This window comes from Georgenia sp. Z1491 (genome assembly GCF_049856175.1).
Lineage (GTDB): Bacteria > Actinomycetota > Actinomycetes > Actinomycetales > Actinomycetaceae > JB111.
On sequence record NZ_JBNDNA010000017.1, the window covers coordinates 15944 to 30106 of the forward strand.

At 73.9% G+C, this 14163-nt stretch carries 14 protein-coding genes; 6 read left to right on the forward strand and 8 right to left on the reverse strand.

What is annotated here, in order from left to right:
* Positions 1-40: 40 nt before the first annotated feature.
* From ACPYO4_RS14335 to ACPYO4_RS14345, 3 genes are all read right to left on the reverse strand, one after another.
* Positions 41-1093 (reverse strand): TRAP transporter substrate-binding protein, encoded by a 1053-nt coding sequence (locus ACPYO4_RS14335; RefSeq protein WP_425709931.1) that lies wholly within the window; start codon positions 1091-1093, stop codon positions 41-43.
* Between the two features lie 184 nt (positions 1094-1277).
* Positions 1278-1691 (reverse strand): YccF domain-containing protein, encoded by a 414-nt coding sequence (locus ACPYO4_RS14340; RefSeq protein ID WP_425709932.1) that lies wholly within the window; start codon positions 1689-1691, stop codon positions 1278-1280.
* A 104-nt stretch (positions 1692-1795) separates the two neighbouring features.
* Positions 1796-5356 (reverse strand): hydantoinase B/oxoprolinase family protein, encoded by a 3561-nt coding sequence (locus ACPYO4_RS14345; protein ID WP_425709933.1) that lies wholly within the window; start codon positions 5354-5356, stop codon positions 1796-1798.
* 217 nt (positions 5357-5573) lie between these two features.
* Between ACPYO4_RS14345 and ACPYO4_RS14350 the strand changes: the two genes are divergently transcribed.
* Positions 5574-6287 (forward strand): hypothetical protein, encoded by a 714-nt coding sequence (locus ACPYO4_RS14350; RefSeq protein ID WP_425709934.1) that lies wholly within the window; start codon positions 5574-5576, stop codon positions 6285-6287.
* A gap of 75 nt (positions 6288-6362) precedes the next feature.
* On the opposite strand, the gene ACPYO4_RS14355 is transcribed toward ACPYO4_RS14350, so the two are convergent.
* Positions 6363-6797, reverse strand: coding sequence for a protein-tyrosine phosphatase family protein (locus ACPYO4_RS14355; protein WP_425709935.1), 435 nt, complete (start codon positions 6795-6797; stop codon positions 6363-6365).
* A 189-nt stretch (positions 6798-6986) separates the two neighbouring features.
* On the opposite strand from ACPYO4_RS14355, the gene ACPYO4_RS14360 reads away from it, so the two are divergent.
* The gene (locus ACPYO4_RS14360) at positions 6987-7580 is read left to right on the forward strand and encodes a hypothetical protein (protein WP_425709936.1); all 594 of its coding nucleotides are present in this window, start codon (positions 6987-6989) and stop codon (positions 7578-7580) included.
* 350 nt (positions 7581-7930) lie between these two features.
* Positions 7931-8620, forward strand: coding sequence for a hypothetical protein (locus ACPYO4_RS14365; protein ID WP_425709937.1), 690 nt, complete (start codon positions 7931-7933; stop codon positions 8618-8620).
* Between the two features lie 6 nt (positions 8621-8626).
* On the opposite strand, the gene ACPYO4_RS14370 is transcribed toward ACPYO4_RS14365, so the two are convergent.
* Together ACPYO4_RS14370 and ACPYO4_RS14375 are read right to left on the reverse strand one after the other, a co-directional pair.
* Entirely contained in the window at positions 8627-9784 is a 1158-nt protein-coding gene (locus ACPYO4_RS14370; RefSeq protein WP_425709938.1) for an RNA polymerase sigma factor, read from the reverse strand.
* A complete protein-coding gene (locus ACPYO4_RS14375; RefSeq protein WP_425709939.1) occupies positions 9785-10222 on the reverse strand; it encodes a YciI family protein in 438 nt (145 codons plus the stop codon).
* 349 nt (positions 10223-10571) lie between these two features.
* Between ACPYO4_RS14375 and ACPYO4_RS14380 the strand changes: the two genes are divergently transcribed.
* From ACPYO4_RS14380 to ACPYO4_RS14390, 3 genes are read left to right on the forward strand one after another with little or no spacing between them, the layout of a single operon-like run.
* Positions 10572-11165, forward strand: a complete 594-nt coding sequence (locus ACPYO4_RS14380) for an MFS transporter (protein WP_425709940.1) — start codon at positions 10572-10574, stop codon at positions 11163-11165.
* A complete protein-coding gene (locus ACPYO4_RS14385; protein WP_425709941.1) occupies positions 11162-11956 on the forward strand; it encodes an MFS transporter in 795 nt (264 codons plus the stop codon). The genes ACPYO4_RS14380 and ACPYO4_RS14385 overlap by 4 nt, the downstream gene beginning before the upstream one ends.
* On the forward strand, positions 11953-12939 hold the full coding sequence (locus ACPYO4_RS14390; protein ID WP_425709942.1) for a sigma-70 family RNA polymerase sigma factor: 987 nt from the start codon (positions 11953-11955) through the stop codon (positions 12937-12939). Before ACPYO4_RS14385 ends, ACPYO4_RS14390 begins: the two co-directional genes overlap by 4 nt.
* On the opposite strand, the gene ACPYO4_RS14395 is transcribed toward ACPYO4_RS14390, so the two are convergent.
* Both ACPYO4_RS14395 and ACPYO4_RS14400 read right to left on the reverse strand, forming a co-directional pair.
* Positions 12872-13387, reverse strand: a complete 516-nt coding sequence (locus ACPYO4_RS14395) for a helix-turn-helix domain-containing protein (RefSeq protein WP_425709943.1) — start codon at positions 13385-13387, stop codon at positions 12872-12874. The genes ACPYO4_RS14390 and ACPYO4_RS14395 overlap by 68 nt on opposite strands.
* Positions 13384-14091, reverse strand: coding sequence for a hypothetical protein (locus ACPYO4_RS14400; RefSeq protein ID WP_425709944.1), 708 nt, complete (start codon positions 14089-14091; stop codon positions 13384-13386). The genes ACPYO4_RS14395 and ACPYO4_RS14400 overlap by 4 nt, the downstream gene beginning before the upstream one ends.
* Positions 14092-14163 lie beyond the last annotated feature (72 nt).

Sequence of the window (14163 nt, forward strand, 5' to 3'; positions counted from 1 at the left end):
GCTCGAGGGTGTGCGGGCCGCCCGCCCCGGTCGCGGTGCGTCAGGCGGCGTCCGCGTGCTCGGCGGCGAGCTCCTCGACCATGTCGAGCGTGCCCTCGGGCCACATGTCGCCGTCGAACTGGTCGAACTCGCCGTCGAGCTCCTCGCGGAACGCGTCGACGTCCACGTCGACCACGGTCATGTTCTCCTCGATGACCTCCATGGCGGCCTCGAGCTCGTCGCGGGTCGACCCGGTGACGTCCTCGCCGGCCTGCTCCATCTCCTCGGAGAGGATCGTGCGGTGCTCCTCGCACATGCCCTGCCACAGATCGTCGTTGACGTACCAGGCCCGCACGTCGCGGATGTAGTCCGTCGGCATGTAGTAGTCCTGCACCTCGAAGATGCTGTTGTTGACGACGGCGATCGACCCGGTCTCCTGCGCGTCGACCACGCCCTGGCGCAGCGAGAAGTACAGGTCCGACAGCGCGATGACCTGCGGCTCGGCGCCGAGCGCCACGGCGAAGGCCTGGGGGATCGGGGCGTCCGCGATCCGGATGCTCAGGCCGCCCATGTCCTCGGGGGTCTCCACCGGACGGTTCGCGGTCAGTGCCCGCGGCTCGTTGTCCCCGGAGGCGTTGACGACCCGCACCCCGGTGGCCTCCGCGGCCTCGTCGAAGAGCTCGGCGAACTCCTCGGTCTCGAGGACGGCCGCGAACTGCTCGTAGCTGTCCCACAGGAACGGCACGGTCAGGGCGGTGAACGCCTCGGCACCGCTGAGGGTCGAGTACGTCGAGATCGTCTCGTAGTAGGCGTCGATCTCCCCGCTCGCGACGCCCGCGTAGGCGTCGTTCATGTCGCCCAGCTGGCTGTCCGGGTAGATCTGCACGTCGACGTCGCCGTCGGTGCGCTCGGAGACGCGGTCTGCCAGTTCCTGCGCCGCGATCGTGCCGGGGTCGTTGGCGGTGCGGATCATGGCGACCCGGAGCGTGGTCGGCTCGCACTCGCCGCCGTTCGCCCCGGAGTTTCCGCCGCCGTCGTCGCCGGTGAGGAAGCCGCAGCCGCCCAGGACGAGCGCACCGCCCGTCGCCACCGTCAGAGCTCGTAGTCGTCGCATGGTGTCCCTACCTCCTTGTCGGGTGGGGGGAACCTCGCATGCAAGCGCTTGCACGTCAAGGGGCGACGCGCGATCCGGAGCGGGTGGGCGGTCGGCCGCCTCCGGAGTGCCGCGGCCGCGCGCAGGCGACCGAGGCGCGATCCGGGCACTGGCGAGCGTGGCCTACCGGCCGGGCACGCGTGGCCTACCGGCCGGGTGCGGCGGCGAACGGGTCGCCGGCGCGGCTGCGCACCGGCACGATGTGGGTCCCGAACGGGAGGAAGGCGAGCGGCACCATCTTCCAGCAGGCGATCCCCAGCGGGATGCCGATGATCGTCAGGCACAGCAGCGCACCCGCGACCAGGTGGACGAGCGCGAGCTCCCAACCGAGGAGGACGATCCAGATGATGTTCGCGACCACGTGCAGGATGCCGAAGTCCCGCCGGATCTCGGCGCGACGCCCGAACGGCCAGACCACGTAACCGGCAAGCCGGAAGGACGCGAGTCCGAACGGGATCGTGATGATGAAGATGCAGGCGATGATTCCGGCGGCGACGTAGAACAGGAAGAGCCAGAACCCGGCCAGGACGAACCACAGGACGTTGCCGAGGATGCGCATGGACCCACGGTAGAGGTCGGCCGGCTACGCCCCGGTCCCCGGACGACGGCGGTGGAGGTCGGCGGACCGCACGCTCGACGACTCGCAACCGCACGCTCGACGAACTAGGGCTCGCCGTAACCTCCGCCGCCGGGCGTCTCGACGACGAGGACGTCGCCCGGCCCGACCTCGGCCGTGTCGACCCCGCCGAGCTCGACCACCTCGCCGTCCGCGCGCTCGACCCGGTTGCGGCCCAGCGCCCCGGGGCGCCCGCCGGCCATCCCGAACGGCGCCACGACCCGGTTGCCGGTGAGCAGGCTGACGGTGGTGGGCTCGAGGAACCGGATCCGACGTACCCCGCCGTTGCCCCCGCGCCACCGGCCCTCGCCACCGCTCCCGCGCCGGACGGTGTAGGACTCGAGCAGCACGGGCAGGCGCCACTCGAGCACCTCGGGATCGGTCAGCCGCGAGTTCGTCATGTGCGTCTGGACGGTGTCGGTGCCGTCGAACCCGTCGCCCGCCCCGGAGCCGGAGGCCAGGGTCTCGTAGTACTGGAACCGCTCGTTCCCGAAGGTTACGTTGTTCATCGTCCCGGCGCCCTCGGCCATCACCCCGAGCGCCGCATACAGTGCGCCGGTGACGGCCTGCGAGGTCTCGACGTTGCCGCCCACCACCGCCGCGGGGTGCGTCGGAGCGAGCATCGACCCGTCCGGGACCACGATCCGCAGCGGCCGCAGGCACCCGTCGTTGAGCGGGATGTCGGCGTCGACGAGCGTGCGGAAGACGTACAGCACCGCCGCGGTGGTCACCGCCGTCGGGGCGTTGAGGTTCGTGGCCAGCTGCGCGGACGTGCCCGTGAGGTCGATCGTCGCCGTGCGCGCCGCCCGGTCCACCTCGACCCGCACCCGGATGCGGGCGCCGGCGTCGGTCGCGTAGTCCCAGGTCCCGCCGGTCAGGCGGGCGACCGCGCGCCGCACCGACTCCTCGGCGTTGTCCTGCACGTGCCGCATGTAGGCCTGCACGACGTCGAGCCCGTAGCGGTCCACCAGGGCGCGCACCTCGGCGACGCCGGTGGCGTTCGCCGCGACCTGGGCGCGCAGGTCGGCGAGGTTCGTCGCCGGGTCGCGCGAGGGGTAGGGGCCGGACGTCAGCAGCTCCTCGGTCTCGTCCTCGAGGAACCGCCCGTCGTCGACGATGAGCCGGTCGTCGAACAGGATCCCCTCCTCGTCGACCGTTCTCGAGGTCGCCGGCATGGACCCGGGCGTGAGCCCGCCGATCTCGGCGTGGTGCCCGCGCGAGGCCACGAGGAAGAGCAGCTCGGTCCCGTCGTCGTCGAACACGGGGGTGACGACGGTGACGTCGGGCAGGTGTGTCCCGCCGTGGTACGGGTCGTTGACGGCCACGACCTGCCCGGGGCGGAGCTGCTCACCGCGCCGGCGCAGGACCTCCTGGACGGTGGCGCCCATCGAGCCCAGGTGGACGGGGATGTGCGGGGCGTTGGCCACGAGGTGCCCCGTCGGGTCGAACAGGGCGCAGGAGAAGTCGAGTCGCTCCTTGATGTTGACCGACTGCGAGGTCGCCTCCAGCCGGGCGCCCATCTGCTCGGCCACCGACATGAACAGGCTGTTGAACACCTCGAGCATCACCGGGTCCGCGACCGTGCCTGCGGTGGGCGCCGCCCGCGGCGTCGACCGCTCGAGCAGCATGGCGCCGTCCTCGAGCACCCGCGCAGTCCAGCCGGCCTCGACCACCGTCGTCGAGTCCGGGTCCACGACGATCGCCGGACCGGCGAGGACGCCGTCGACCCCTGCCCGACGCCGGAGCGGCACCCTCCGTGCCTCACCGCCCGTGTGCATGGCGACCTCGGCGGGCTCCGCGTCGGCGCCGAGGTCGGCGGCGATCGTCGGCCGCCCGGAGCGGACCAGGGCCTCCACCGCCACGGCCTCGACGACGACCGGCCGGTCGAGGAGGAAGGAGTAGGTGCGGCGGTGCTCCTCCTCGAAGGCCGCCCGCATAGCACCGGGTGGGCCGAGGGGCACCTGCACCGCGGTGTCGGTGCGCTCGTAGCGCAGGTGCGCGCGGGCGAGCACCTCGACCGGGCCCTCGGCATCGGCGAGCTCGGCACGGGCCTCGGCCGCCAGGTGGTCGGCGACGTCGGCGAGGAGGGGCTCGGCGTCGTCGTCGAGGATCGTCTCGACGGACTGCTCGCGCATGGCGGTGACGTCTGCGAGCCCCATCCCCAGGGCGGAGAGCACGCCCGCCATCGGCGGGACGAGCACGGTGGAGATGCCCAGCGCGTCGGCGACCCGGCAGGCGTGCTGGCCGCCGGCGCCGCCGAAGGTGGTCAGGGCGTGGTCGGTGACGTCGTGGCCGCGCGAGACGGAGACCTTCTTGATCGCGCCGGCCATCGTGGCGACGGCGACGTCGAGGAACCCCTCTGCCACCTCCTCGGCCGTGCGGTCGACCCCGGTCTCCTCGCGTAGGCGGTCGGCGAGCTCGGTGAAGAGGCGGGCGACGACGTCGGTGTCGATGGGCTCGTCGCCGCCGGGGCCGAAGACGTGGGGGAACGAGGCGGGATCGATGCGGCCGAGATGGACGTTGGCGTCGGTGAGCGTGAGCGGGCCGCCGCGCCGGTAGCAGGCGGGACCGGGGACCGCGCCGGCGGAATCCGGGCCGACCGTGAACCGGCCGTCGGTCACGTGCAGGACCGAGCCACCGCCGGCCGCGACGGTGTGGATCGCGAGCATCGGCGCGCGCAGCCGGACCCCGGCGACCTCGGTGTGGAAGTCGCGTTCGAGCTCGCCGGTGTGGTGGGAGACGTCGGTGGAGGTGCCGCCCATGTCGAGGCCGACCACGCGGGTGAGCCCGGCCCGCGCCGAGAGCTCGGCCATCGAGACGATCCCGCCCGCGGGGCCGGAGAGGATGGCGTCCTTGCCGCGGAAGGCGTGGGCCTCGGTCAGGCCGCCCGAGGACTGCATGAACAGCAGCCGCACGCCCGGCAGGTCTGCCGCGACCCGGTCGACGTAGCGGGCGAGGACGGGGGAGAGGTAGGCGTCCACGACCGTGGTGTCCCCGCGGGGGACGACCTTCATCAGCGGGCTGACCTCGCTGGAGATCGAGACCTGACCGAACCCGAGACGTCGGGCGAGGTCGCCGACGGCCCGCTCGTGGTCCGGGTACAGGTGACTGTGCAGGCACAGCACGGCGACGGCGTCGATCCCGTCGGCCCGCGCCCGGCGCAGCTCCGGCTCGAGGCTGTCGAGATCGGGGGGCGTGAGGATCTCGCCCCGGGCGGTCACCCGCTCGTCGACCTCGATCACCCGCTCGTAGAGCATCTCGGGGAGCACGATGTGGCGGTCGAAGATGCGGGGGCGCTCCTGGTAGCCGATCCGCAGCGCGTCGGCGAAGCCGCGGGTGACGACGAGCGCGGTGGGCTCCCCGGTGCGTTCGAGCAGGGCGTTGGTGGCCACGGTCGTGCCCATGCGGACGACGTCGACCTGCTCGGCGGGGACGGGCTCGTCGGGCGCCAGCCCGAGGACGTGCCGGATGCCGGCGACGGCGGCGTCCGCGCGCCGGCCGGGGTCGTGGGAGAGCAGCTTGTGGGTGACGAGCGAGCCGTCCGGGCGGCGGGCGACGACGTCCGTGAAGGTCCCGCCGCGGTCGATCCAGAACTGCCATCCGTCCATGCGTGGACACTACGGGGAGGGGCGTGCGCGGTGCGGGGTGCGGGTCGCGCGGTGCGGGGTGCGGGTCGCGCGGTGCGGGCACGGGACGCGGGGACGCGCGCCGCGGGTGGGCCGCCCCGGGCAGAGGTCTCCGACCGGGGCGGCCCTCGGCCGGCGGCGGGGCCCTACCGTGTGGGGTGGTCGGCGACGGGTGCCGTCCCGCGACGGAGAGGGAACCATGACGCGCAGGACCACGAGGATCATGACGGCGGCCACCGGAGTGCTCGCGCTGCTCGCGGCAGCCGGGTGCTCGGGCTCGGGTGCGGACGCGGTCGGGCCCCAGCTCGACGCCGACGGTCTCGCCTCCTACGCGTGCGCGCTTGCCGTCGACGCCGCCGCCGGCACGCCGATGGAGGAGATCGAGGGGTACATCGGGCCGGACACCGCTCCCGAGCTCATTGCGGCCGGCGGGGCGGCCGGACTGCTGGGAGCGACCACCAACTCACCGCTCGAGGGCTACGAGGACCTGCTCGAGCCGGCGACCACCATGATGCAGAGCCTGCAGAGGATCGACCTGGAGAGCCTGCAGCAGAGCCTCGACGACCTCGTGACCGCGTGCGAGGGGCACGATCTGCCCGAGGGGGACCCCGACGTCACCGAGGAAGGGCGCCTCGCCCAGGCGTGCGCGCTCGTCACGTCGGTGGACGGCGACGATCGGCCGGCCGAGGAGTGGCTCGAGATCCAGGCGCCGGCGGGCAGCGCCGAGAGCCTGATCATGGCCCGCGCCGGAGGGTTCTCCGGGCTCGGCGGTGGACTCAACGCGTGGACGATGCCCGGCCACGAGCCGCTCTCGGAGGCGTCGACCAGCGTGGTCGAGGGCCTGATGCGGCTCGACACCGAGGCGGTCGACGAGGGCGCCGCCGCCGGCGCGGAGTACTGCGCGACCCTCTGACCGAACCGGGCGCACGCCGGGCGGGTGTCTGGCCGCGGTCGGTTGCTCCCTGGTCGGGCCCTGGACGTCCCCGGCTCAGGTCAGCCGGGCGGCGACGGCCCGGATCCACTCGCGCTGCCGCCGGGTCTCGACGGCGCGCGGCCGGTAGGCGGAGCGGACCCACCCGACCGCGTCCTCGGCCGGGACCCCGCTCATGACGGCGAGGACCGCGAGCGCGGTTCCGGTCCTGCCCGTTCCTCCGTGGCAGGCGATCTCCACCCGCTCGTCGGCGGCTCTCGCGTGGGCGTCCCGCAGCGCGTCCAGGGCATCCTCGGTGGAGGCGGGTAACGAGAAGTCACGCCACCGGACGCAGCGGTTCGGCCAGCCGGTCTCCTGCGGGTCGCGGGCCAGCAGGTAGACGGCGTGGTCGGGCGGCGAGGCGTCGTCGCGGGCCACTCTCCGACCGGTGCCGCGCACCGTGCGACCGTCCGGGAGGCGTACCACCCCCGGCTCGGCGTCCCACGTAGGCATGTCGGTACGGTACGCGGGGGCGGTGGGCGCCGGGCCGACGTCGCAGCATGACGGGTATCCCGGCCATGACAGGGGTTTCATCTGTTTGTCCTCGCCCTCACAGAAAGCCCGGGCATCGTGGTGGTCATCGAGGAGGACGGCCCCCGGACCTCCCAGGAACGGCCCCAGCGGGCCACGAGAGGACACGCCATGAGCAAGAAGATGTGGATCACCACCGGGACGCTGGCCGTCGCCGCGATCGTCGCCGGCAGCTCGGTGGCCATCGCCGACGGCGAGTCGCCCTCCGAGCCCGGCTCCGACGCCGCGAGCTCGAACGGGGACGGCCGCGAGCTGCGGGTGCTCCCGCAGCTGTCGACCCCGATGCTCTCCGCCGCCTCGGCGCCCGCCGCCGTCGACCCGTCGGACCCGCGGACGAATACCTCGGCCGTCACCGCGACGTCGGCGGACCAGACGCCCAGCGCACCGTCGACCGACTCGCCGGTGTCGGCGCAGTCGCCGGTCTCCGCGCCGTCGCCCGTCTCGCCCCAGTCGCCCGCCTCCCCGGCGAGCCCGGCCTCCGCGCCGTCGGCGCCGAGCGCGGCCCCGGCCCCGCGCACGCAGGCACCCGCGCCGGCTCCTGCTCCGGCGCCAGCTCCCGCGCCCGCGCCGGCACCGGCTCCCGCGCCGGCACCGGCTCCCGCGCCGAACCACTCGGCCGACTCGGGCTGGTCGGCCCCGTCGGGTGTCTCGGCCCAGTCGGGCTGGTCGGCGGACTCGGGCTGGTCGGCCGACTCGGCGGACTGACACGGCCCGTCGGGTCAACTGACCGCTCGGCTCGGCGCACCGCCCCGCTGGACCGACGCGGGTCGGCGACCCGGCGCAACGAACGCCGCGACACCGGTGGCCCGGTCCCCTCGACCTGACGGTCCTGGGCCCGGGCCACCGGTGCGCTCGCGTCCCCGTGGGCCGCAGGTTGTCGCAGGCCGTGCGAGTCGGCGTCGCCGACCGTGGGTGACGGAGGCGGAGCAGCGACAGCCGGGGTCGGAGCGGTTGCGGCCCGATCACCTACGCTCGGAGACCACGTGCGCGGCCGTGCCCGACCCGACGGCCGCTCCCTGCGGAGAGGTGTCATGGTGCGGACGACGATGTCGACGTTGAACAGGGGTCTGGCTCTGACGACGATCGTCGCCGCGGCGCTCCTCGCGGTCGCAGGGTGCGGGGTCGAGGACGAGCCGGAGATCGACGCGGACGGGCTGGCGCGCCACGCCTGCGGGTTCGCCGCGGCGGCGCACAGCACGCCGGCGGAGCAGTGGGGCGAACCCGTCGGCCCGGGCACCGCTGAGGAGTTTCTCCTCTCCGGCGGCGCCAACGGCCTCCTCGGCGCGACGACGGCCTCGCCGCTCGAGGGGTACGAGGAGCTCATGGAGCACGGCCAGCGCGTCTACACGGCGACGCTGCAGGCCGAGCTCGACCTCCTCGACGACGGGCTCGCGTCCGTGGTCGACGCGTGCGAGGAGCACGGCTTCGCCGACGACGACCCCGACCTGTCCGAGGAGGCGCGGCTCGAGCTCTCCTGCGCACTCGTCGGTGCGGTGAGCGAGGACGACCGACCCGCCGAGGACTGGCTGCAGGTCGGGGCGCGCGCCGGCAGCGAGGAGGGCCTGCTCATGGCGCAGATGTCCGGTTTCACCGGCCTCCTGGGGGCCTCGCACGGCTGGGAGATGCCCGGGCACGAGGAGCTGTCCGAGGCCGCACAGTCGGTGCACACCTCGCTGACGAGGATCGACGCCGACGGCGTGGACGAGGGGATGCGCGCCGCCGAGGAGTACTGCTCGAGCCTGTGACGCGGCTCAGCCGCCGGCGCCCAGGCGGGCGGCCCGGCGGATCAGGTGGTCGCGCTCGGGGATGCTCGTCGCGCGGTCGGCCGCCAGCGCGTACAGCCGGGCCGCGCCCGCCCGGTCCCCGTCCTTCTCGGTGAGGTGCGCGGCGACCGCCGCGTGGCGGGGCAGCGACTCGTCGAGCTCGGCCAGCGCGGCCAGGCCGGCCCGCGCGCCGTCCGCCTCGCCGACGGCCACCGCCCGGTTGAGCCGTGCCACCGGGCTGTCCGTGAGCCGCACGAGCTCGTCGTACCACTCGACGATCTGTACCCAGTCGGTCTCGCTCGCGGCAGGCGCGTCCGCGTGCAGCGCGGCGATCGCCGCCTGCGCCTGGTACTCGCCGAGCTCGTCGCGGGCGAGGGCGGCCTGCAGGATCGCGACGCCCTCCGCGATGGCGCGGGTGTCCCACAGCGAGCGGTCCTGCTCCGTCAGCGGCACGAGGCGCCCGTCCCTGCCGAACCTGGCCGGGCGCCGGGCGAGGTGCAGCAGCATGAGCGCGAGCAGCCCGTCGACCTCGGGGTGCCGGACCGCGGCGGCGAGCCCACGCGTGAGGCGGAGGGCCTCGGAGGCCAGGTCGACGTCGCCCGCGTACCCCTCGTTGAAGACGAGGTAGAGGGTGCGCAGCACTGTCGTCACGGACCCCGTCTCGCCCAGCCGGACGTCTGCCACCGTGCGCTTCGCGCGGCTGATGCGCTGCGCCATCGTCGACTCGGGCACGAGGTAGGCCTCGGCGATCTGCCGCGTGGTGAGGCCACCGACCGCCCGCAGGGTGAGCGCGACCGCCGAGGACGGCGTGAGCGAGGGGTGCGCGCACAGGAAGTACAGCCACAACGAGTCGTCGGCCTCGGCGGCGCGCCCGGCGGGCGGGGCGGCGTGCACCACCTCCTCGCGTTTCCGGCGCGCGGACTCGGCGCGTGTGGCGTCGAGGAACTTCCGCCACGCCACGGTGACGAGCCAGCCCTTCGGGTCCTGGGGCGCCGAGGCCGGCCAGGCGCGCCACGCCTCGAGCAGCGCCTCCTGGACGGCGTCCTCCGCTGAGGCGAAGTCGGCGCCGCGCCGGACGAGGATCCGCAGGACGACGGGTGTGAGCCGCCGCAGCAGGTCCTCGTCCGGCGCGACCGTCTCGGACATTCAGCGGCGTTCGCGGTCGATGATGTCGGCCGCCTCCGTGGAGGTGACGGCGGGGGAGAGGAACGGGCGCAGCTCGAGCCACTCGCCGATGGGCCTGCCGTCCTTGCCGGGGGCGGCCGAGAGCTCGGCGGCCAGCTCGAGCGCCCGGTCGTGGGTGTCGACGTCGATGATCACCCATCCGGCCACGAGGTCCTTGGTCTCGGCGAACGGACCGTCGGTGACCGGCGGGCGCCCCTCGCCGTCGAACCGGACCCACGAGCCCTCGGGGGACAGCGCCTGGCTGTCGACGAGCTCGCCGGAGTCCCGCAGCCGGCCGACGAAGGCGTCCATGTAGGCGAAGTGTGCGTCCATCTCCGCCTCGGACCACTCGTTCATGGGCGCGTCGTTCGGCGCCGTGGGGGCCCCGCGGTAGTGCTTGAGCATGAGGTACTTGGCCATGACGGACTCCTCCGGTGGGTGCGACCCAGTGTGGTCGCGTGCACCCCTGGGACGGAACCGGTCACGGATTCTCGACATCGGTGCGGTGGGCCTGGTCGCCGGTCCTCGGAGGTCCGCGGTCCGCGCCGGGGGGCGTGTCGAACTCGTGGACCGGGCATGCGCCCACCGATGAGTTCTGCCTGCGCCAGGTATCTACCCCTGTGAGCCCGCCTGCGCCCGGACGGTCCGGGTGGCCCCGGCGGGCGAGAGAGGGGGCATCGTGGCGATCGAGCGAGCGAGTGCGAGTCCAGGTCCGAGCTCGAGTCCGAGTCCGAGTCCGAGTCCGAGCGCCACCCGGCCGACGACCCCCGTGCGCCGGGGCTGGGTGCTGGCGATCGTGTGCACGGCGATGTTCATGGGCGTGCTCGACTCGACGAGCGTGTACGCGGCGTTGCCCGAGATCGCGGTCGACCTGGGGTTCGAGCCGGCCGAGGCGCAGTGGGTAATCACGGCCTACGGGGTCTCGATCGGCGGGCTCCTGATCCTCGGCGGCCGGCTGGCCGACCATCTCGGCCGGCGCCGGGTGTTCCTGGCAGCGGTCGCGCTCTACGCGGGCGCGTCGCTCCTGTGCGGCCTGGCACCGACGAGCGGGCTGCTCGTCCTCGGTCGGGTGGTGCAGGGCGTCGGCGCGGCGGTGCTGACGCCGGCCGGTCTGTCGATCCTCATGGCGGTGTTCCCCGAGGGGCCGGAGCGCCACCGGGCGCTGGGCATCTGGGGCGGGCTCGGCGGCACGGGGGCGTCCGTCGGCCTGCTGCTCGGCGGTACGCTGACCGACTGGGCGGGGTGGCCCTGGATCTTCTTCACCAACGTCCCGGTGTGCCTGGTGGTGCTGCTCGTGGGCCCGGCGCTGCCCCCCCGGAGGGGGCCCGGTCACGGCAGCGGCTCGACGTCCCCGGCGCGGTGACGGCCACCGCCGCGCTCGTCGCCGTCCTGCTCGCCCTCTTCCGCGTGGCCGCACACGGCATCGACCCGCTCGTCGCTGCGCTCGGGGCCGCCGGAGTGGTCGTGGCCGGCCTGTTCGTCGTCGTCGAACGGCGGAGCCCGGCACCGCTGGTCCCGATGCGCATCTTCCGCTCACGGACTCTCGTCGGCGGCAACCTCGTCATCCTGCTCGCGGGGATCGCCGTCGACGGGCTGCTCATCCTGGTGACCCTCTACGCCCAGCACGTCCTCGGCCTCTCGGCTCTGCAGTTCGGCCTGACGATGGGGACCATGACCGTCACCTCGGTCGTCGCGGTCCTGGCGGGTCAGCAGCTCGTCACCCGGTTCGGGTTCCGGGCCGTGGCCGGCGCCGGGCTGACCCTGATGGCCGTGGCCGGCCTCCTGCTGAGCCGGCTGCGCCCCGGCGGCACGATGGCCGAGGACCTGCTGGCAGGGCTTATCGTGTTCGGCGTCGGCATGGGCGCCGCGTTCGTCGCCGGCCAGATCCCGGCGCTCGCCGACGTTCCCGAGCACGACGCCGGACTGGCGGCCGGCGTCGAGGAGACGCCCTTCGCCGTCGGCACGACGATGGGTGCGGCGCTGGTCTCGGCCGTCGCGATCGGGCACGCGACGCGCGGCGGGACGGATGTCCCGTCCGCCGCAGCCCTCACCGACGGGTTCGCCGTGGCGTTCCTCGTGCTCGCCGCCCTGGCGATCCTCGGCGCCGCCGTGTCGGCGGTCCTGCTGCGCCGGCCACGTACGGTGGCGGCGTGAGGACCACGGACGCGGAGTTCGAGCGGCGCACGCGCTCCTACCGTCCGGAGCTGCTCGCGCACGCCTACCGCATGCTCGGGTCGATCCACGAGGCCGAGGACGCCGTGCAGGAGACGTACCTGCGCGCGTGGCGCGGGATCGAGTCGTTCGAGGGCCGCTCGTCGGTGCGGAGCTGGCTCTACCGGATCGCGACCACCGCCGCCCTGCGCGCGCTGGAGAACCGCGGTCGCCGGGCGCTGCCCACCGGCCTCGGCGGACCCGCCGACGACCCGTCGGCCGACCTGGTCCAGTGGCCCGAGCTGCCGTGGCTCGAGCCCGCGCCGGACGCCATGCTCGCGGGCGCGATCGGCGCGGACGACCCGCTCGCCGCGGTCACGCGCCGGCAGAGCGTGCGGCTCGCGTTCGTCGCGGCGCTCCAGCACCTGCCCTCCCGCCAGCGGGCGGTCCTCGTCCTGCGCGAGGTCCTCGGGTTCGCCGCCGCGGAGGTGGCGCAGATGCTCGGGACCACCCCGGCAGCCGTCAACAGCGCCCTCCAGCGCGCACGCGCTCAGCTCGAGCGCGTCCGGCCCGACGAGGGCGACGTCGTCGAGTCCGGCTCGCCCGAGCAGCGCGCCCTGCTCGAGCGGTATGTCGAGGCGATGCACGCCAACGACATGGCAGCGCTCGTCGGCGTCCTCACCGAGGACGCCGTGTACGAGATGCCGCCCTTCCCGGCCTGGTTCCGCGGCGCGCGCACGATCGGCGAGATGGTGGACGCCCAGAGCCCCGCGCAGAGACCGGGCGACCACGTCCTCGTGCCGACGGCTGCCAACGGTCAGGCGGCCTTCGGGCTCTACCTGCCCGACGAGCACGGCGTGCACCGCGCCTTCAACATCCAGGTCCTCGACGTGACGGGCGCGGGCATCTCGCACATCGTCATCTTCTTCGACCTGCGGCTGTTCGCCCGGTTCGGGCTGCCGGAGGTGCTGCCGCCGGCGAGCTGAGGTCCACGGCGCTGACCAGGCGTTCCATCCGGTGCACGAGTGCCGCCGACGGTGAGACCGTGCCCGAGCGGTACGTCGACAGCCTGCTCCTCGACGTCCCGATCCGCGTGGCGAAGTCGGCCATCGACAGACCGGAACGGGTCACGAGCTCGCTGACCCGGGCGGCGACCGCGGCTCGGTCGATCTCCTCGGCACGACGACGCGCGCGGGCGATCGCCCGTCGGAGCAGCGGTGCGAGCCCGGCCGGGGACTCGTACCCGAGATAGTCCTCGACCTGCCGGGCGACCGGCCCCCACGGGTCCCGCCCTATCTCGCGAGTCACGGCCGACCAGTCACGGATCGAGCCGCGGTCGAGGATCGCGACGAGCGCCTCGTAGGGCCACGTGTCCAACGGTGCGTCCGGATCGACGTCGACGTTGCGTGCCAGGCGTGCGAGGTGCGCGGTCATGTGGCGTCCTCCTCGACGATCTCCAGCAGCGCGTCCGCGAGCTCGGCGCAGGCGCGGACGACCTCCGACCACTCGTGCCAGCGAGGCTCGAGGTTCTTGTACCGCGTGAGCTCGGTGCGCAGCCGACGGTCGCGCGGTGCCGGCTCGGAGAGCCGGAGGACGAGCGTTGTGAGCACGGAGTCGTCCTCGCCGGATCGGTCCGCGTAGTAGTCGTCCATCTCTGCGAGCACCTGCGCCGCGACCTCCGTGCCGGTCCGGGCGGCGAGCGCGACGGTGTCGAGGTAGTCGCGCACGGCGTTGCGCTGGACGACGAGGTAAGCCTTGACGCGCAGCATCTCCGGCAGGGTGGGAACCCGGACCGTCCGATCCTCGCCGACGCTCACCTCCTCCACCTCGAGCGGACGGGTGCGGCGGAGCTGGCGGAGTCCTGCCTCGATCCCGTCGAGCGATCCGAGCAGCGTCAGCGGTGGGCTGCTCGCGCGGACGGAGGTGACCCAGCCCTCGCTCGCCTCGACCGCCTCGACGATCTCCGCGTAGCGCGCCGCGAGGTCGGACATCACGTGGTCGTGGTCCAGCGACAGCCGGTGGCCGGCGTGCAGAGCCGAGGCGGTGCCACCGACCAGGACGGCCTCGGGAACGATGTCCTGCAGGCGGGAGGCCGAGCGCAGGACGTCCTCGAGGTTCGGGCCGGACGACTGATCCATGGGCGGATGGTATCGGAACTGATACGAGGCTCCGAGTGGCTCACGCGCAGGATCTTGCTGCGACGCGGACCC